This is a genomic window from Bombella sp. ESL0378, from assembly GCF_009725845.1.
Classification (GTDB): domain Bacteria; phylum Pseudomonadota; class Alphaproteobacteria; order Acetobacterales; family Acetobacteraceae; genus Bombella; species Bombella pollinis.
The window spans coordinates 43,613-63,731 of sequence record NZ_WNIF01000006.1 but is presented as its reverse complement, the minus strand read 5'-3'; the positions used below and the strand labels follow the sequence as shown (position 1 = coordinate 63,731).

16 protein-coding genes and 1 tRNA gene are annotated in these 20,119 nt (G+C 50.3%); 3 read left to right on the top strand and 14 right to left on the bottom strand.

The window, feature by feature from the left end:
• Window positions 1-19 precede the first annotated feature (19 nt).
• Window positions 20-2,725: a valine--tRNA ligase gene (locus tag GM556_RS03825; RefSeq protein WP_155579323.1), complete on the bottom strand. Its 2,706-nt coding sequence runs from the start codon at window positions 2,723-2,725 to the stop codon at window positions 20-22.
• Window positions 2,726-2,818: 93 nt separating this feature from the next.
• Complete coding sequence (locus GM556_RS03820; protein ID WP_155579322.1) at window positions 2,819-4,306, bottom strand: TolC family outer membrane protein; 1,488 nt, start codon at window positions 4,304-4,306, stop codon at window positions 2,819-2,821.
• A gap of 148 nt (window positions 4,307-4,454) precedes the next feature.
• Between GM556_RS03820 and GM556_RS03815 the strand changes: the two genes are divergently transcribed.
• Window positions 4,455-4,528 (top strand) — tRNA-Cys (locus GM556_RS03815).
• A 780-nt stretch (window positions 4,529-5,308) separates the two neighbouring features.
• Here the strand turns inward: GM556_RS03815 and GM556_RS03810 are convergent.
• The 5 genes from GM556_RS03810 to GM556_RS03790 form a co-directional block, all read right to left on the bottom strand.
• Window positions 5,309-6,121: a hypothetical protein gene (locus GM556_RS03810; RefSeq protein WP_155579321.1), complete on the bottom strand. Its 813-nt coding sequence runs from the start codon at window positions 6,119-6,121 to the stop codon at window positions 5,309-5,311.
• Between the two features lie 144 nt (window positions 6,122-6,265).
• Window positions 6,266-7,702, bottom strand: coding sequence for an SEL1-like repeat protein (locus tag GM556_RS03805; protein ID WP_155579320.1), 1,437 nt, complete (start codon window positions 7,700-7,702; stop codon window positions 6,266-6,268).
• A 206-nt stretch (window positions 7,703-7,908) separates the two neighbouring features.
• Complete coding sequence (locus GM556_RS08795) at window positions 7,909-8,544, bottom strand: phosphatase PAP2 family protein (protein WP_155573177.1); 636 nt, start codon at window positions 8,542-8,544, stop codon at window positions 7,909-7,911.
• Between the two features lie 66 nt (window positions 8,545-8,610).
• Window positions 8,611-9,594 carry a glucokinase gene (locus GM556_RS03795; RefSeq protein ID WP_155579319.1) on the bottom strand — a complete coding sequence of 328 codons (984 nt, stop codon included), beginning with the start codon at window positions 9,592-9,594 and terminating at the stop codon, window positions 8,611-8,613.
• Between the two features lie 83 nt (window positions 9,595-9,677).
• Window positions 9,678-10,481, bottom strand: coding sequence for an SDR family oxidoreductase (locus GM556_RS03790; protein WP_155573175.1), 804 nt, complete (start codon window positions 10,479-10,481; stop codon window positions 9,678-9,680).
• Between the two features lie 61 nt (window positions 10,482-10,542).
• Here GM556_RS03790 and GM556_RS03785 point away from each other — a divergent pair, with 61 nt between their 5' ends.
• Window positions 10,543-11,724, top strand: a complete 1,182-nt coding sequence (locus tag GM556_RS03785; protein ID WP_155573174.1) for a hypothetical protein — start codon at window positions 10,543-10,545, stop codon at window positions 11,722-11,724.
• Window positions 11,725-11,739: 15 nt separating this feature from the next.
• On the opposite strand, the gene thiL is transcribed toward GM556_RS03785, so the two are convergent.
• Genes thiL through nrdR form a run of 3 tightly spaced genes read right to left on the bottom strand, consistent with a single transcriptional unit; the run spans window position 11,740 to window position 13,651 of the window.
• Window positions 11,740-12,684 carry a thiamine-phosphate kinase gene (gene thiL / locus GM556_RS03780; RefSeq protein WP_155579318.1) on the bottom strand — a complete coding sequence of 315 codons (945 nt, stop codon included), beginning with the start codon at window positions 12,682-12,684 and terminating at the stop codon, window positions 11,740-11,742.
• 5 nt (window positions 12,685-12,689) lie between these two features.
• Complete coding sequence (gene nusB, locus GM556_RS03775) at window positions 12,690-13,178, bottom strand: transcription antitermination factor NusB (RefSeq protein ID WP_155579317.1); 489 nt, start codon at window positions 13,176-13,178, stop codon at window positions 12,690-12,692.
• Window positions 13,175-13,651, bottom strand: coding sequence for a transcriptional regulator NrdR (gene nrdR, locus GM556_RS03770; protein ID WP_155573521.1), 477 nt, complete (start codon window positions 13,649-13,651; stop codon window positions 13,175-13,177). The genes nusB and nrdR overlap by 4 nt, the downstream gene beginning before the upstream one ends.
• 166 nt (window positions 13,652-13,817) lie before the next feature.
• Here nrdR and GM556_RS03765 point away from each other — a divergent pair, with 166 nt between their 5' ends.
• Window positions 13,818-14,306 (top strand): copper chaperone PCu(A)C, encoded by a 489-nt coding sequence (locus GM556_RS03765; protein WP_196424593.1) that lies wholly within the window; start codon window positions 13,818-13,820, stop codon window positions 14,304-14,306.
• 21 nt (window positions 14,307-14,327) lie between these two features.
• On the opposite strand, the gene recQ is transcribed toward GM556_RS03765, so the two are convergent.
• From recQ to cydD, 4 genes are all read right to left on the bottom strand, one after another.
• Window positions 14,328-16,148, bottom strand: a complete 1,821-nt coding sequence (gene recQ, locus GM556_RS03760) for a DNA helicase RecQ (RefSeq protein ID WP_370513591.1) — start codon at window positions 16,146-16,148, stop codon at window positions 14,328-14,330.
• A 56-nt stretch (window positions 16,149-16,204) separates the two neighbouring features.
• Entirely contained in the window at window positions 16,205-16,621 is a 417-nt protein-coding gene (locus GM556_RS03755) for an OmpA family protein (protein ID WP_155579315.1), read from the bottom strand.
• 61 nt (window positions 16,622-16,682) lie between these two features.
• Window positions 16,683-18,323, bottom strand: a complete 1,641-nt coding sequence (gene cydC / locus GM556_RS03750; protein ID WP_155579314.1) for a thiol reductant ABC exporter subunit CydC — start codon at window positions 18,321-18,323, stop codon at window positions 16,683-16,685.
• Window positions 18,320-20,017: a thiol reductant ABC exporter subunit CydD gene (cydD, locus tag GM556_RS03745; protein WP_155579313.1), complete on the bottom strand. Its 1,698-nt coding sequence runs from the start codon at window positions 20,015-20,017 to the stop codon at window positions 18,320-18,322. The genes cydC and cydD overlap by 4 nt, the downstream gene beginning before the upstream one ends.
• Window positions 20,018-20,119: the final 102 nt, after the last annotated feature.

The following is a 20,119-nucleotide window of genomic DNA, read 5'->3' as shown; positions in this document are numbered from 1 at the left end:
ATTCAGCATGATGCAACACCTAGCTAATCCGGCTTAAAGCGGTTTTTTGTTTCTTCAACTCATGCAGGAAGGTTTCCAACCGCTCCCGGTTCTCTTGCACAACTTCCACTTTAGCACGCGCGACAAAGTTCTCGTTAGAGAGCTTCTTTTCAACCTTCCCAATCTCGCTTTCAAGACGGGCAATTTCCTTATTCAAGCGCGTCTTTTCAGCTTCGAGGTCGATCACACCTTCAAGCGGCATGAAAATGGTTGCCTCATCTAAGATGATTTGCGCGGCCATTTTCGGCGGCTCATTGGTAAGAACTGTCACTTCAGACGCACGCGCCATTTGATCAATCGCCGCTTTCCAGCTCTGGGCACGCTCGATTGTCTGAGCCGAAGCATCACGCAAGAGAAGTGGTGCCTTTTGTGAAGGCGGCACGTTCATCTCTGCCCGCACGGTTCGCACCTCACTAATGAGACGAACCACCCAATTCACTTCATCCGCGGCAGCGTGAGCCTCTTTCCTCTCTGGAATAGTCGGCCAGTGCCCCACAATGGAGGCCCCATGATACCCCAATTTCTGCCATAAGGTTGCTGTGACAAAAGGAATAACGGGGTGCATCATCTGTAAGATGACACCCAGAACATAGGCAGCAGCCGCTTTTAACTCCTCCGCCTCGGCCCCACCGCTACGGAATACAGGTTTGGAGAACTCGACAAACCAATCACAAAAGATGTTCCAGACGAACTGATAACAGCAGCGCGTATAATCATCAAAGCGTGATGCTTCCAGCGCGGCATCAGCTTGCACAACAGCCTTGCGCGCTTCCTCCACAATCCAACGCGCTAATGTTGATTGCACCTTAGCTGGGTTAAACTCTGCGTGGGGCTTCACACCATTCATCTGCAAAAAGCGTGAGGCATTCCACAACTTGGTGATGAAAGCACGATGCTCCTCCACCTTACCGCGCCCAAGCTTAATATCACGCCCTAACCCGGCCCCGGCCGCAATAGCCAGACGTGTCGCATCAGCCCCATATTCGGCAATCAAATCCAGCGGATCAATCCCATTGCCGCGGGACTTGGACATTTTTTGCCCTTTTTCATCCCGCACCAGCCCATGAATAAGAATCTTCTGGAAGGGCACCTTCCCCATAAAGTGAAGGCCCATCATCATCATCCGCGATACCCAGAAGAAGATAATATCAAACCCTGTGACCAATGTGCTGGTTGGGTAATAGAACTCTAATGCCTCTGTCTTATCCGGCCATCCCAAGGTCGTAAACGGCCATAAGGCTGAGCTGAACCATGTATCAAGTACATCCTCATCCTGCGTTAAGGATACAGAAGGGCCCGCTTGTTGTTGGGCTTCTTCCGCGCTCTCTGCCACATAAGTTTTGCCATCGGAGCCATACCATGCGGGGATTTGGTGCCCCCACCATAATTGACGGCTAATACACCATGGTTGAAGCTCTCGCATCCACGCGAAGAAAGTGTTCTCCCACTGGCGTGGCTCAAAGCTCATAGCCCCGTTTTTAACCGCATCAACAGCAGGTTGAGCGAGTTTGGGTGCATCGCAATACCATTGCAGTGTCAGACGTGGCTCTACAACAGCCCCCCCACGCTCCGCAGTCGGGACCTGTAGAGTATGCGGCTCGATTTTCTCCAGCCATTCCATCGCCTCAAGCCGCGCGATAATCTTTTTACGCGCTTCATCGCGATGTAGCCCTTCTAGGGAATGGACAAACTCTAAATCGCTAATGCCATCATGCTGGGTGAACTCTCCACGCACCTCATCCAGCCAAATGCAGGCCCCTTCATCAAGGATAGTTGGGGCAGGGAGATTATGCCGCTTACCGACCTCAAAATCATTAAAATCATGAGCAGGAGTAATCTTAACAGCCCCTGTTCCCTTTTCTGGATCGGAATGTTCATCCGCTACAATGGGGATAGAACGCCCCGTTAGAGGCAATATAACCTTCTGCCCGATGAAGGCTTGGTAACGCTCATCTTCTGGATTCACCGCTACGGCAACATCACCCAGCATAGTTTCTGGCCGGGTCGTGGCGATGGTGATATGCGCTCCGCTCTCTAACGGGTAGCGGATATACCACATAGAGCCTTTAGTTTCTTTATTATCCACCTCTAAATCAGAAATCGCAGAACGAAATACCGGGTCCCAATTCACCAAACGGCGGTCCCGATAAATAAGCCCCTCTTTATGGAGCTGAACAAAGACCTTACGCACCGCGCGTGAGAGGCCTGCATCCATCGTAAAGCGTTCACGCGTCCAATCAGCAGAGGCCCCTAACCTGCGTAATTGCTTGATAATCGTGCCGCCATATTCATTCTTCCACTCCCAGACGCGCTCAATGAAGCGCGGGCGGCCCAGCTCTTTACGGTTTATGCCCTCTTTGTCCAATGCACGCTCAACCACCATTTGGGTAGCGATACCGGCATGGTCTGTGCCGGGTTGCCATAAAACATTCGCCCCTTTCCCCCGCTGCCAGCGAATAAGAATATCCTGCAAGGTAAAGGTCAGAGCATGGCCGAGATGGAGTGTCCCCGTCACATTCGGCGGCGGGAACATGATGGAATAGGCTGTGCCCTTATCCTCAGGGTGAGCCTCAAAAATACCAGACTCTTCCCATTGCTTATAAAGCGTATTTTCATAATCAGCCGGGGTGAAGGCCTTCTCTAACTCAGAGGCGGCTAAGGGTGTGTGGGAGGTCTGTTTAGGCATGCGCTCACATCTTAATACATGGTCTTCATTGATAAGACCTTCATATCATCGACCGTGAGGCTTGCCGATAGGCCGCCCTTAGAAAAACCCCCTTTATCGTCCCGGAATATTCGTTTTATAATCGCCAACGCCCCATAGGCGGGTCTTCACAGCGTTATAATAGGCTTTTTCATCATAAAGTGGGACGTCCAATTTCAGATCAATCGCCGTGAGGCGACCCATAGCGCGCGCAATATCGTAAGATGATGTCACCAAAGCTGCTGCATTTTGAATTAAAAGACGCTGAGCTTGCAATAAAGATTGCTGCTGCTGAAGAACAGATAAGGTTGTCGCTGTCCCCATCAGAGCTTGCCGCTCCACCCCAGCAAGGGCAGCCAAATTAGAGGAGACAGCAACTTTATTGCTTTTTAGCGTTTCTTGCGTTGCTATATAATATTGCCAGCTAGATGATGTTTGTTGCAGAGCCAAACGCCGCTGTACATCTACCTCATGTCGTGCTGCAATAGCTGTTTGCCGTGCCTGACGTACCGCCGAATATTCACTGCCCCCCTGATAAATAGGCACTTGCAACGTCAGAGACGCAAACTTGTTATCTTGCAAAGAATCATCTGATGCTTGGTCCCTAGAGCGTTGATACCCTAAGCCTGCTGTAATCTTCGGCAAAATAGCAGCCATTTGGACGGAGATATTATCCTTCTGCTGCGCCTCGTTAAAAAGTGCGGCAATCACATTCGGATTGTTCCGCACGGCTTCATCCACAGCTTCCTTTTCTGTCCGTACAGGTAGGGCCAAAGGCTGAGGTGGCACGAGATCCGGCGGAGCCGGAACACCAATGGTCTGTAAATAACTTGCTTGTGCCGCTTGGAATGTTCCCTCAGCCTGCTGACGTTCCGCCGTAGCGGTAGCCAAAGCCCCTTGCGCCTGCGCAACATCAGTACGGCTTAGCTCCCCAAGACGAAAACGGCGATTCGTAGCGTCAAGTTGTTGCTGTAAGGACCGCTCGTTATTAATACTCACCTGAAGGAGTTGCTTATTACCAACAACCTTCACAAAAGCTTCCATCGCATTATATAAAACTTGCTGCTCAGTCGCGATGAGGCGGGCACGTTGAGCAAAAATCTGGTTCTTAGCCATATGAATGCCCGCAACCGTCTTACCACCTTGATAAATTGGCTGCGTAACAGAGACACTAGCATTATAACCGCCATTGCTATAACGCTGCTCGTTCGGGATTTTTACGTTGCGCCCCATCAACTCAGTTAACTGACTATAACGGCTACTCCCTTTATAATAGGTTAAACCCGCACTGCCAGTAATGGTCGGACGCCAACCGGCCATAGCGGCGGACATTTGCTCATCCACAGCACGCAACTGCGCCCTTGCTTCACGCAGCTGAGGATTGGTTAGATACGCCATAGAGAGGGCTTCTTTTAATGTATGAGGGATAAACTCGGAGCGACCTGCCCCCTCAATCGTCTGCGCGGACGCATAACCAGCCCCCAGCCCTAAGCTTGTAATAAGCCCTAGTCCAAGCTGAATAGACCGTCTATTTTTCAAAAATGCCAAGAGAGGGAATGTCATAGCGATAATCTGTCAGGGCCTGCAGTTACAAAAAACCATTGGCGTGAGTATAAGGCAGAACAGGGTGAAAAATAAGTAAAAAAAATCTTGAATGTTTTTTCCCTATTGACCGGAGCGACATAATCTTTAATAGAGAGAGCGCAGCTGAGGTCTGGTGGCAGAATGGCTATGCATCGGACTGCAAATCCGCGTATGTGGGTTCGATTCCCGCCCAGACCTCCACAGTGTTATGCCGCTCCCTCCCGATGCGCCCCAATCCCCTTGAGAAACGGCCCTTCCTAGGGTATCGGCTGTCCCGATTAGTTCCGATGCGCCCCGGTGTATCCCATGATTTTGAGAAGGTATGCTGACAGGCATAGCGTTGAGGCGGGATAGGTAACAGAAACTGGTTTGGCCCAACGGGCCTAAGTTACAGCCAATAAAGTTCGAACAATAATATCCAAAGATAACGCTAGCAGAGGCCAGACGCCTGCGAGATAAAGCTAGGGCTGAGTTTACCATGGCCGTATCATAAAGAACCACTCCTTCGCCCAGACATCGCCTTCTGGCAACCTCTTATATTAGAGAGCAAATACGCCCCTCAAAATTGGCTTCCTTCCCCCAACCAACCGAACAGCCTCACCAACCAAAGTCACCAGCTTATCAGCAAAGCCCCTACCCATCGCCATCCAACATGAAGTCTCAACAGAAATAGCGGAAGGCAAATGGCACACAACCATCGATTGCATCCGCACCAATCTCGGCCAAAAACCATCTCATAACGGAGCAACCTAACCCCTTGCTCTACCATCCCTCCCGTGGGTCATGATTCATATTATCCACATCGCAAACCCCATCCCCCATGCCACTACCTACGTAATAAAACCCCTTATTTATCGCATCTACATGATGGGTAATATCTCCCCACTCATACCCCATATTATCCAACAACCCCCCTACAATAACCGCGCAACGCCAATAACGCCCCTTCTGGGAAAGAACTAAATCTGCCGCATCGCGCGCTCATCCCATCGGAACGCCCGCTTTCTTCAACCTCTTAATCGTTCCCTTCCGGTCCTCCCGAAAAGCCTTCAATAACCGCTCAATCGATGGCGCATAAGGGTCTTCCGCATTCGGGTCTTGATACATTACCCCAACATCACAATCATTCTCCGCTGTTCCCGGATTACGCGCATTGACCTCCCGCACCAACTGAGAATCCACATCTATACCCGGTGTACGATGCGCCCATAAGCTATAAATATTATCAACACATCTCTTATATCCCCCTTTCTGAGAGGTCACGACTATAGCCGCACCCTCCGCAACCTCTCGTTCAACCCCCATGCGTAACATTTCATCAATCACGCCTTGACGGTCCTGCTTAAACCACTTTAATAATATCTGCGCGGGATCATCCTCCGGGTTATAAGCAGGCTTCGCAGGCGTTTTATCCAAAAAGGCCTTGCTACAAATATGCACTTGCTCAATATCGTAAACAAACCGCCATGACCCAGAATTCGCTAAGCGAATACGCTCCTGCCTATCCTTATCCGGCGGCCCATCATCAGGGAACTCAGGATGCAACGCATCATACCCGCTCAACAGCAAACTCACATGCTGCGCACACATAGACTCAGGCTTATACTTCGCCCCCCACAAAGCCTGCCGCGCTAACGCCGCACTCAAACCCATCCGCTGCAACGCATATTGCTGCTGCGCCGCAACCATCTTCAACCCCTCCTCTATAGGCGGTATCCCATCAGCACAAACACCCAAAGCCGGCACAAAAACAAACGCCGCAAAACTCAAAATCCCCGCAACAAATCCCCGCATCACAACCCCCAACCGTAACATGTCTTCACCCCCCTACAACGAAATTATGCTACAACATCAAAAAGGCATGAAGAAACGGACCCACACTCGACATGACCGATGCGCTAATTCCACACCTTACGGGGCAGCACATATATAATGTATTTAAGGCTGACTTTTTGAGAATTCTTTTAGTATAGATTTTGCTTGAGCAAACCCTTGCTCCGCTGCTTTTTGGAACCATTCAATAGCTTTCGTATAATCCCTTGGAACTCCTCGGCCAATAGCATAGAAAAGTCCTAACCTATACTGAGCTGAGGCAGACCCTTGGTCAGCAGCTTTTTGATACCACTCCGCTGCTTTCTTATAATCCTGCGGAACTCCTTCGCCGTTATCATAAAAAAATCCTAACTTATACTGAGCGTCAGCCACCCCTTGCTCTGCTGCTTTCTGGTACCATTCAATGGCTTTCTTATAATCCTGCGGAACTCCTTCGCCGTTTTCGTAAGAAAATCCTAAATTATACTGACCGTCAGCCAACCCTTGTTCCGCTGCCTTTTGGAAACACTCAGCAGCTTTCTCGTAATTCCGTGGCACGCCTTGGCCGATAGCATAGGAAAATCCTAAATTAGATTGAGCAAGAGCAAACCCTTGGTCAGCTGCCTTTTGGAGCCACTCAACAGCTTTCTTATAATCCTGCGGAACTCCTCGGCCATCAGAATAAAGGATCCCTAAATTATACTGAGCGTCAGTATACCCTTGGTCAGCTGCCTTTTGGAGCCACTCAACAGCTTTCTTATAATTCTGCGGAACTCCTTGGCCATCATGATAAAGGACCCCTAACTTAAACTGAGCCTTAACATCTCCTTGCTCCGCTGCTTTTTGCAACCATTCAAATGCTTTCTTATAATCCTGCGGAACCCCTTGACCAATATCGTAGGCAACTCCTAGATTAAACTGAGCAAGAGCAAACCCTTGCTCCGCTGCTTTCTGGTACCACTCAACAGCTTTCTTATAATTCTGCGGAACTCCTTCGCCGTTATAATAAAGAATCCCCAAACTAAACTGAGCCTTAGCATCTCCTCGCTCTGCTGCCTTTTGCAACCATTCATCCGCTTTCTCATGATTCTGCGGAACTCCTTGGCCATGATAATAGGAAAATCCTAAATTATACTGAGCTGGAGCATACCCTTGCTCTGCTGCTTTCTGATACCACTCAACAGCTTTTTTATAATCCTGCGGAACTCCTTGGCCATGATAATAGGAAAATCCTAAATTATACTGAGCTGGAGCATACCCTTGCTCTGCTGCTTTCTGATACCACTCAACAGCTTTTTTATAATCCTGCGGAACCCCTTCACCGTTTTCGTAAGAAACTCCCAAATTATACTGAGCCTTAGCATCTCCTTGCTCCGCTGCTTTTTGGTACCGTTCAAATACTTTCTCATAATCTTGCGGTATTCCTCGGCCTCTTTCATAGGAACCCTCCGAATTATACTGCACATTATCTTTTTTAACTTTAGGATATCCATATGCTTTTAGGGGTAAGAAACTTGAGAGAATAAATAAACCAATTACGCTCTTTCTCATATTAAACTCCATATAAATCCATTATTGATATTATAATTATACTGAATCACTGGAATAGAGAAGGGATTATTAAGAAGCAATCCCCTCACCAAACCCCGAATTGTATAGCAACATTGGGTAACTTTATTCGCAGTCCCTCATAATAAGGATGACACTGCAAAGGAGCCTCTAAACTGAATAAAATCTAGCTTTTATGCCCATTGCACGCATACGCCTAGCTACGGGGCAACAGTCTCCATCAATCGAGTTGCAAATGCTTCACCTGCCTTAATATCGGACGCCCAGTGCATCCCACAAATCACGCGACTTTCTGCAAATTGATGGGCTTTTGCTAGGAAGGCAGCTCGATGTTCGGGGTATAATTTCGATAAAGCCAATGCTAGCGCGTAGGCACGTACCGTGTGGCCCGAGGGATAGGACCAACTTGTGAGAAAGCGTTGAATATCAATAACGCAACTTTGCCCGCCATAATCTATAAAGGGGCGGCGGCGTTGCCATATATATTTCTCTCCGCCCATAGCGCGGCGTGCCATAGCCTGCACGACTCTCAATCGCTGCATGAGGGCTTCTTTCTCCACCGGGGAGAGATGCAGTTGTTCAACCTCTACAAAAGCTTGAACAGTCCCTTCATCATTCAGTTTTGCATCCTCAACGGCTTGTTGCCATCGTGCCGATCCTATCAACTGTCGCGTTGTTAGATATATCTGCTTATCCAGCTCAGCATCTCGCGAGCCCAAAGCAGGTGGTGGCGGGAGACGTGACCTCGTAAAGGATGGCCTATGATGCCCTGCTACAAAGCCAGCATAGCCAGCAAGCCCTGCAAGAATCACCATGACAAAAGGAGTGAACCTCACCTTCTACGCCCCTTTATGGAGAGGGTTCCCTCACCTTTTAAGCGAGAGAACCCTATAAAAGATGCCCTAAGCTTTGGCTTTATGAGCAAGCTTGCTTGCATAAGCCGCCGCCGCCCCATAGAGGCCCGGCTGAGGATGCGTAATAATCTTTACAGGCATTTCGCTCATCATAGTTTCAAAACGCCCTTTCGCTAAGAAACGCTCCGCAAAACCAGAATGAGGCAGAATATTCGCTAATCTTTGCCCAAGGCCCCCAGCAACCACAACACCATGCGCACCATGAGCAAGAGCTAAGTCCCCAGCCACAGCCCCCAAACTAAGGAAGAAACGCTCTAACGCAGCCGCAGCGAGATTATCCGTCCCTTCCATCGCTGTTGTCCACAAGGCACGATTATCCTTGATAGTGACAGGGCGGTCCTGCAATTCCGCGATGACTTCATAAAGATTTGTCAGCCCCGGACCAGAGACGATTCGCTCCACAGAGACACGGCGGAAACGTGCCCGCAAGGCGCAGAGAATATGATCATCAATGGCATCAAGCGGAGAGAAATCCATATGCCCGCCTTCTGTCTCAATCACATGATACCCCTGCTCTCTCCGCAGAAGAAGTGCAACACCGAGGCCTGTGCCGGGGCCTAAAATCGTAATCGTCCCCGTATTCGGCAGGTCTGTGTTGGGGCCACAGAGATGATTCATATATTCCGGGCCGACTTGAGCAACAGCATGTCCAATCGCACCAAAATCATTGACCAACACAAAATCATCTAAATGCAACCGTGCCCCTAATTGAGCTGGCTGGATAATCCATGGATTGTTAGTCATTTTGAGGATGTCGCCGTTAATAGGGCAAGCCACAGCAATACCGGCCTCCCGTGGGGCGGAACGACCCAAAGACCGCTCAAAAGCCTCCCATGCCAATGCAAGCGAAGCATGCTCGGCACATTTTAGCGTTGTAGCCTCACCTAGAGAGACAACTTTGCCCTCTTTAACTTGCGCAATGGCAAAACGTGCGTGGGTGCCACCAATATCAACGGCAACAATTTCTTTCATGGACTCGTCCTTCATTTCACCTAAAGGCATATACCCCCCTTTTCCCACGCTACGCTGAGAGCTGCAAGTTTGATCAAAAATCACTATCCCTCTGGGTGTTGCATCACATCCAGACGCCGCAAAATCCGATGCGCAATCGGGCGTGGAAGAAGCATCTCCAACAGGCGCGTCAACTGGAACACCCATGGGAATACGAGAACAGCCCGCCCCGCATTAATGCTGCGTGCAATTTTACGTGCGGCTTTATCGACAGGCACAAGGAAGGCTTGCTCACCATCGAGACGCTGGCTCATAGGGGTATCAATAAAGCCGGGAGCAATCAGGCAAACGCGCACGTTGTAAGGGTCCATCGCGGCACGCAGAGCCGTGCTAAACCGCCCAATCCCTGCCTTAGATCCACTATACACGGTTGCTAAGGGGAGGTCATGGAACGAAGCGACAGACCCCATCAATGCGATGCGCCCACGCCGCCGCTCTGCCATACGATTTGCCATCTCTGTAGCCATAGCCACTGGTGTGGCAAAATTGACCATGGACATCCGCAAAGCTGTCTCCGCAGATTCAGCAAGGGCATTATGTGGGCGAATATCGGCCATCCCAGCTGAGAGAATCAAAATATCGACCGGACATTCATCATCTGCCTTAATTAAAGCCGCTAGAGCTTTGTCTGCCTGCGTTAAATCGATACAAAGCGTCTCTACCGCGGCCCCTTTTTTACGAGCGATGGACGCCGTATTTTCAAGACGCTCCTCATTGCGTCCCCACAATGTCAGCAACACGCCGGGACGTGCGTAATAGGCTGCTAGAGCTGCCCCAATACCGCTGGAAGCCCCCGTAATAAGAATGTGATGTCGCACTGTCATTGTCTCTTTTTCTGGTCTGGACATAGTGGCCCTTTCATTTTTTACCCTCTAGCGGGAAAGGTCATGTACGCGTATAGCCATTGCTATGCAATGTGAAGCGTCAAACCCTCAATCTGGTGAGATCGATGTTCGTCCCGTCGTAACACGGGGAGATTTGCGTCGTTTTATCACACTTCCGCGTCATATCTACAAAGGAATGACAGGCTTTGTCTCCCCTTTGGATATGGAGCAGAGGCATTTACTAAACCCTAAGGAATCTCCTGTTTTCCGGCATGCTGAGATTCAATACTTCCTTGCATGGCGTGATGGCAAGCCAGTTGGGCGAATCGCTGCTATTGTTGATCTCAAAGCCATTGAACATTGGCAGGAAGTGATCGGCCAATTTGGCGCGTTAGATGCTTTGCCAGAATCCCCCATTGTTTCCGCCCTTCTACAGAAGGTAGAGGAATGGCTACAAAAACGGCAGATTTCCAAGGTCCGCGGCCCTGTGACCCTTAGTGGAAATGCGGAGACTGGTACCATGGTGGATGGGCAATGCTCTGCCCCTATGATTGCGATTCCTTGGCATCCGAAAGGCTTGGATGAGTTTATTCGCCAAGCTGGCTATAAAAAGACACAAGACCTCCTAAGCTATCGTTTAGAGCTAGGTGATAATACGGAGGAACGTTTTAAAGTCCCCGGTAATTTGAAGCTCGGCGAAGGGCGGTTAAGCAGCATCACAACGCGGAATCTCTCCAAAAAAGAAATCACCACCCAAGGGGAAGTGCTGCGGAAGCTCTATAATGATGCGTGGTCACATAAATATAATTTTGTGCCCATGCAGGATTATGAGATGACGGCCATGATTGAGCAAATCAAGCCGTTACTCCGCCCCGAGCATTATGTGCAGATTGACCAGAATGGTGAGCCTGTTGCCATGGCTATGGTATTGCCGAATCTTTACGATATTGCAGGGGATTTAGGCGGGGCCCCTAGCCCGCTGGGATGGGTGCGCCTCGGTTATCGCTTAGCGACACATAAGTTTCATTCCGCCCGAGTGATTCTCCTTGGTGTTACGAGCAAATTGCGCGGGACCATGCTTGGCTCACTCCTGCCATCCCTCGCGATTGTTGAGCTGATGCGCCGGGGGCATAATTTGCCTTATACATGGGTCGAACTCGGCTGGGTTTTGGAAAGTGATACAGGTATGAGAAATCTTGCCGAATCGCTCGTCCCTCACCCGCATAAACGGCATCGTTTATATGAAAAAGAACTACCTCCCGCATAAGGCGCAGTGTTTCTCTCAGAAATGCTGCCACCCGGAGCGAGAAAAACGGAGCGGCTTACCTTCCTCATCCAACATTGTAACCCCTGCTCCCTCTCTCACCTCCCCAATCCGCGTAATGGGAACAGACTGTGCAGCGCACTGCGCTTGTAGGGCTGCTTCTTTTGCGGCAGGGCATGTAACGAGCAGCTCATAATCATCGCCCCCTAGCAAAATACGCTCTTTATGCTGTGCAAGATGCTTCTGAACAGCCGGGGTAAGGGGCAATCTCTCCTCATATAGCGTGATGGAGACGCCTGATTCTTCAGCGATATGACCACAATCTTGGATGAGCCCGTCTGAAATATCCATGGCGGCACTCACAATCCCATAAAGGGATAAGCCAATGCGCGGCGTTGGTACGCGATAGGCTTGGGTTAAAGAGCCATCTTCATCCTCTAACGCTCCCAGCCGCGCCTGCAACCCAAGAGTTGCACGTCCTAAACTCCCCGTTACCCAAACACCATCGCCCGGCTGACTTCTATCCCGGCGGAGGGCTTCACCCTTACAGACACTCCCCAAAATCGTAACACCAAGCACCAACGGGGATGGGCTGCCAGTCGTATCCCCTCCTAACAGATGAAACTCAAAGGTTTTTTGGTCCTCAGCGAGTCCTTTTGCAAAATCAGTAAACCATGCCTCATCATAATGCCGATGAGGCGGAACGCTTATGTTCAACATATAACCACGAGGACGACTACCCATAGCAGCGAGGTCGGAAAGATTGCAGCGTAAGAGCTTCTGCGCGATGGTTTTAGCAGGGTCATCAGGGAGGAAATGCAGTCCTTCGACCATCGTATCGCTAGAGAGAACAAGCTCCTCCCCCGCGGGAAGGTCCATCACGGCACCATCATTACGCAGCTCCATAGCACCAGCTCCCGCTAAGGGACGGAAATGCCGTGCTATGAAATCAAACTCACCCATAGATTTTACCTTTGTGTCGCGCTGTTGCCTTCAGCTTTCTGACGCGCGAACTTATCCAAAATGCCATTGACCATCTTCGGCTCATCCCCGTTAAAGAAGCCATGAGCAACATCAAGATATTCATTAATAGCAATTTGAACGGGCAAATCGGCCATCAATTCACCGAGAGCAGCGCGTAAAAGGGCACGAAGCACCGGGTCCAGCCGTCCCATAGGCCAGCTCTCGGGTAATAATTGCACCAAAGCTGCATCGATAGCGTCTTGCTTTGCTACAGCTTGGAGAACAATCTCATCTAACAAAGTAAGGTCGGCATCAGGAATATAACCATCCTCAAAACTACCGGCAGAGTTATTCCGGCGATGGCGTGAGAACTCTGCGAGGACAGATTCCGCATTCGTGCCAGTTTGTTCACATTGATACAGAGCTTGCGTTGCCGCCATGCGGGCAATCGTGCGGCTGCGTTTACGAGAAGGAGCGGAAGGCGCGTTAGTCATGAGGTTTCCTGCGAGGGATTAGAAGGCATATTCATATCAGTAAGAATCTTCGAGAACGCCTCAATCTCCCGAAAATCTTTATACACGCTTGCAAAGCGGACATAAGCCACGCCATCAAGGCTACGGAGAGCTTCCATTGCTAACTCGCCAATGCGCCGCGATGGTATATCTTGCTCGCCAGAAGCCTCTAGCTGCCGCACTAACTTATTAAGCAAATGCTCTTGTTGAACATCATCGACAGGGCGTTTGCGCAACGCAATACGAATAGAGCGCGCAAGCTTATCGCGATCAAACGGGATGCGGCGGCCATCAGCCTTAATGACGGTAAGCTCGCGCAGTTGCACACGCTCAATCGTTGTAAAGCGTTGGGCACATGCACAGCAAACACGCCGCCGCCGAATAGCCGCGCCATCCTCTGTGGAGCGACTATCCTTCACCTGTGTTTCTTGATGTCCACAAAAAGGGCAATGCATGGCATATTCCACAAACAATAACGGTAAGGCCACGCTTGATTGCTTGACCCAACATGCCACGCAGTCTATCGGAAATAAGCGCATTGAGGAATATGAAAGGGTCTTTTTCTTGCGCTCTTGAGGCGTTTCGTAACGTCATTCCGCGAGAATGAGAGAGGATATAATTATGCAATATAGTGCCTTTTCAGCAGCTGCGTTACTTTTAGCGTTTCAGAGCAGCATAGCAATGGCCGCTAATACACCTACAGCACCGAGTGTTAAGGACATTACCGTTAGCGATACGGCTTTACATACACGCTATAAAGAGGCCCCTTTTGCTTTTGGGACCTTCACTCTTACCAATCACAGCACAACCGATTTATTATTGCGCGGTATTTCTTCCCCTAGCTGCAATAGCGTAACCTCTAACCGGAATAGCCAAGTTGCCATTCAATCACCTAACGATATGGATGATATGTTCCAACATATGGCCATCCCGCGTGAGAGTACGCTTGTTTTTCCCACCAGTGAGTATCATCTTATTTGCCACGGGCTGAAAGTCCCTTATCAACCGGGGAATGCGCTCTCTTTTACATTTCACTTCCAAAATGTAGGGGATGTAACTGCCTCCTTTACAATGCAACCGATTGTTGAGGAGAGAAATGTCGGCCCGTAATGGCTGCTCGCACTTGCCTTATTATGCGTTCAAAATAGCCAAAACAGCATCGCCGTAGCGATCAACCTTACTTTGGCCAACCCCCTTCACCTCTCCTAGGGCGGGCTTATCCATTGGGTGAGCGCGGATAATTTCACGCAGGGTAATATCGCGGAAAATAAGGTAGGGCGGAATCTCTTGCTGGTAAGCCTCTTCACGCCGCCACATTTTTAACGCGAGGAATAAACGGTGTTCTTCTTCAGAGAGTTCCTCTGCTAGGTTCGGTCTTGATGTGACGTTTTTAAGGGCATGCAAAGAGTTATCTTCCCGCAACTGCACAGCAACATCCCCGCGTAAAATCGGACGGGCCGCATCGCGCCGTAACCCAAAGCCACCATGTTCTCCCACCATGCCAATAGCACCACGGGCGATAAGCTGGCGTATGACCATGCGCCACCATATATCGCTTTTATCCTTCCCAATGCCAAAGACAGAAAGATGTTGGAGGGCATGACGCTCTACCGCCTCAGTCATCTTGCCTTTCAAAACAGCGATGAGCTGGACAATGCCAAATCGCTCCCCGGTCCGATAAATTGTAGAGAGCACTTTTTGCGCGGCCTCTGTCGCATCAAAGGTAGAGGGAGGGTTGAGGCAATTATCACAATGCCCACAAGGCTCATTTAGGCTTTCACCAAAACAGGCTAAGACAGCCTGTGTGCGGCATCCAGTGGTTTCGGTTAAGGAGATCATGCTCTCCAACCGCCCTTGCATAGCCTTTTTCTCACTCTCAGGGGCTTGTGATTCATCTAGCCAATAACGCGCCCGTGCCACCCCTTCACCACTATAAAGCAATAACGTATGGGAGGCTTCCCCATCTCGCCCAGCACGACCAATCTGTTGGTAATAGCCCTCTGGGGAAGTTGGCATCTCTAAATGGATAACGGTGCGCACATCGGGTCGGTCAATCCCCATACCAAAAGCAATAGTCGCCGCGATTACCATCGGCTCGCCAGAGCGAAAACGCAATAACACAGCCCGTTTATCCGCAGGGGACATGCCTGCATGAAAGGCAAAAGCCGTATAGCCTTTCTCTCGGAGTTGCCGCGCCATAAGCTCTGTTTTCTTACGACTACCGCAATAAATAATAGCCGCCCCCTGCCCCATATAGCGGCTCAAAGCGGTTAATACCTGCTGCATCTCAGCGATTTTGGGTTGCGCTTGAAGGAACAGATTCTCCCTATGAAAACTCCCCATAAAAATATGCGCATCGGGCATATCTAAAGCCGTTAAAATATCGCGGCGTGTCCGTGGGTCCGCTGTTGCTGTCAAAGCAATGCGAGGGACATGGGGAAAACGCTGTTTAAGATGGGCAAGCTCACGATATTCTGGGCGGAAATCATGCCCCCATGCTGAAACGCAATGCGCCTCGTCAATCGCAATGAGAGATAAACGGCAGCGTTTGAGGAGGTTCAAACTATACGGGGTTAAAAGACGCTCTGGGGAGATATAAAGGAGGTCCAACTGGTCACACGTTAAATCTTCTTGGACTGTAAGTTGGTCTTGATACTCCATCTCAGAATGGAGAGCCGCTGCCCGCACGCCAAGCTGCCGCAAACCTGCAACTTGATCCTCCATCAACGCGATGAGCGGGGAGATAATCAGCCCTACCCCCTCTCGGCACAAAGCAGGGACTTGATAACACAGGCTTTTACCACCCCCAGTCGGCATGAGGACTAAAGCATCCTCATCATTCATAACCGTGCGAACGGCCTCCTCTTGCAATCCTCGGAAGGAGGCAAAACCAAAAACCCGGTGCAGTACGGTCTCCGGCGTCTCGCCAATATAACGGGGGAAGCTATCAATCGGGTTTCCAAACCCTGAAGCCTCCCCTCCCACTACATTTTGAGCCTTAGTAGAAATCAATTCTTACCAAGGTGAATCGTCACACGCCGAAAAGCCACACGAGAATCCTCAAGGCTGGACGGTGTAAAAGGTACTTTATAGATGTCTGTTGGGTTAACGCCATCAGCCTGTAAAAGGGCGATAACCTTATCAGCACGCGCCTCAGCGAGCTTCTTCAACACATCATCATCACCCATTTTCCCAGCAGAGCCAGAAACGGTAAATTGAGAGATGTGCCGTTTGCGAGCATCTTTCACCGCATTCGCGATAATAGCTACACCCGTTGCACTCGGCTTGACGGATTCTGTGTCAAAAAAGACGACATAGTCATTCCGCGGGGGATGAGACACGCAGCCAGCTAGCACAGTAACGGCCAAGAGCGAGGCCGTCCCCATAGGAGCCAACTGACGTATAAAAGCAGAAATCTTCCTCATGGGAGCGTCCTTCTCATTCAGTGGGAGTTTCCTCCCCAATTACAGGGTAACAGTCTGTTCCTTATGGGATATGGGATGTCAATAGACCATCCTGAAGGGTCCATAAGCGATCGAGCTGCTCTATACCTGTCAAACGGTGTGTGATTAGCAGAATAGTGCGGGAGCGGTCTAGCTGGTTCAACGTCTTGAGAAAGGCCCGCTCTGTGTCAATATCCAGCCCCGTGCAGGGTTCATCAAGAATTAAGATGGGAGCGTTAGAGAGCAACACCCGTGCCAAAGCAATACGCCGCCCCTGCCCGCCTGATAATTGGGAGCCATTTTCACCAACCCAACTCTCCAACCCATCAGGTAAAGAGCGTACAAAATCAGCTATCTGCGCTTGCTCTAACGCCGCCCATATCACTTCATCTGATGGAGCTTCACGCCCTAGGAGAAGATTAGCCCGGATTGTATCATCAAATAAATGGCTCGCTTGTGATAGCCATGCAATGCGCTCTCGCACAATCTCGGTTTTAATGTCTGCAATGTCAGCCCCACCAAGGGTAAGACACCCCTCTTGAGGCGAAACAACCTTTAAGAGCAAAGCAGCAAGGCTGGACTTCCCGGCCCCGGAAGGACCAATAAGAGCTACTCGCTCCCCTTCGCGAAGGATGAAGTTAATGTTCTTGAGCGTGCTACGGCCTTCCGACCACCCGAAGGAAAGAGCCTGCGCTGTAATGTCATACCCTTTGGGAGCAGGACGACTCCCTTCTGGCGGCTGAGACGCGGGCATTTTTGTCGCTTCTATAATGCGCTCTGCTGCATGGCATACTTGCCCAGCAATAAGACCAGCGCGCGGGAGGTCCACAATATTATCAAGAGCTGTCATCACAACAAAGAGTACGGTGATGCCTATCACTGCTTGCTCTTTAGAGAAGAACAACCCTGCACAGCCCCCTAGAGCGCAAATCACTCCTAAGCGTGTAAGGAATAGAGCCAACGTATGAGTCCGCGCCATAGCACGGCTTTGTTGGCGTTGGGCTTGGTAAAAGGCCTCCTCTGCAGCAAAAAGACGTGCCTTTGCGGCATCCTCTTGCCCAAAAATACGAAGCTCCTTCATACCGCTTACCAGCTCAAGAGCTTGATTATTCATCTCTGATTGAGCCTGCTGCAAGACAGGCCCCCAACGATATGACATACGTGCCATAAAGGCTGGTAAGATAAAGGCTGTCAGGCAAAAAATGATAGCAATGCTGAATGCTAGCAGCATACTGCCTTTCAGGCAGATAAAGATAACAATCGGCAGGCTTAATAACGCCGTTGCTAAGGGGATAATAATCCGCAGGTAAAGACTATCGAGGCTTTGCACATCGGAGACGAGACGGGTGAGTAAATCCCCAGTACGGCGAAACCCCAACCCTGCCGCCGCACCCCGCGCTAGACGCCGATAAAACCAAAGACGAATATCCGCCAAGACGCGGAATGTGGCATCATGCGTCGCTAGCCGCTCTCCATAACGTAGGATGAGACGTGCCGAACCTGCCCAGCGCAACAGCCCAAATGTGACGAACGCCCCCGCTGTAGCGATTAACCCCAAGCGAGACCCTGTCTGCCCCATTAATAAAAATGCAGCGCAGATGGAGAGTTCAGCCAAAATCAGCCCAATGAATAAGCGCAGCCAACGGGCCTGCCAAACTTTGATTAAAGGGTAAAACCGCTTCATGACTGGCCCTCCTGCACTGTAAGCCGGCCCTGCTCCATTAGAAGATGGTACCTCTCACCAATCCCTTGAAATTGCTGGGAATGGGTGGAGATAACTGCCGTACGACCCTGCAATAGCGGCTTTAAAGCCGTAAGAATATCACCCTCGGTCTCGGGGTCGAGATGCGCTGTAGGCTCATCCATAATCAGGAGCGGCGCATCTTTCAGAAAAGCGCGCGCAATCGCAATGCGCTGTGCCTGCCCACCAGAGAGGCCGAAGCCCCCTTCTCCTAAGCGCGTCTCCACCCCTTCCGGCAAGAGGGGGAGGTAATGCGTAATCGCCGATGCCTCTAACGCAGCTTGGAATTGCGCCTCCGAGGCATGAGGGGCGGCAAACATGATATTCTCTTTCAATGAGCCTGCAAAAAGAACGGGTTTCTGCCCTATCCAACTTATCTGACGTGTTACATCAGCAGGATGGAGGGTCTGAATATCAACACCGCCAAGGCTAATCTGCCCTTCTAGCGGACGAATAAAGCCAAGCAACGCCTCTATGAGGGTTGACTTCCCCGCTCCAGAAGGCCCCGTTAAAAGCGCAATCTGACCCGACTCTAAGTGAAAACTCACATGGTCCAACGCAAGTGGGCGGTCTTCCACCCATCGATAAGACACGTCCCGCACATCCAACGCGATTCCCGCCTTTGTACGCTCTGACGCGGCAGAGTTTGTTCTCTCCGGCGTGATTGATGCTTGTAAAGCGGGAAGTTTTTGCAAAGCCTCCCCGCTATGGGTAATTTGTGCCCGGTCTTGATAAGCTGCGGATAAAGCACGGAATGGTGCGAAAGCTTCCGGTACCATCAAAACGGCAAAAATAATGCTCTCTATTGATGAAAAAGACCCCTGTTGCAGCCTATGATGTTGGTCAATCACAATCCCTATCAAAGCCACAATCATGGCAAGGTCCGTTGAGGCAGACGTTAGGAAGGCAACACGCAGCACTTTCATAGTTCTTTGGCGTAGCTCATCTGCTGCGTGGCCAAGTTCTTCTGAATCCTTTACCGCATTGCCAGAGAGAACGATGGTGGCAATCCCACGGATACGGTCTAAAAAGCGGACTTGTAAGCGATTAAGGGCTAAAATCTGCCGCCGTGAAGCTATAGCCGTGGCTATCCCAAAAACAGCTTGGAAAACGGGTAAGAATAAGCAACATGCGCCTAAGATATAGCCAGCATGATGGTTCTGCCAAAACACCACCACAACAACAGACCATTGCGCTACAACCCACAAAGCGGACGCTGGCAACCAACGGGCGAAATAGCCCTCCAACGCTTCCACGCGGTCCGTCACCATCGCTGCAAGAGCTGCACTATGCTGATGGCGTAATAAAGATGGCCCTTGTGCAAAAAAACGCTCTACTATGCTGCGCCGCAAACGTTTGCGGGCCGTCTCCCCCGCATGAAGGGCAAGCGTCTCTTGCAGATACCCCAAAAAGACACGCACGAGAGAGGCAATGATAAAAAGCACCACCATAGAATGCGGTGTGGCATGTTGGCCGCCCGCAAGCCATGTAGCGAGCATGGACGCTAGGCTCCACATTAAGACCATACCGGTCACAACATTGAGCATCCCTATTAGGGCAAGACTCATTGTGGCCGAGCGATTAGCGCGATTTTGCTGCCGTACCCAGCCTTTTAGCATCTTCTTATCTGCCTTCATGCTGCGACATATACAAGGGAAGGCTTTAAAAGAACAACAAACAAAGCATAAGTTTTGTATCGGGAAAATCTTTCTCTCTGCCTTTTGGCGGTTTTAGGTTGC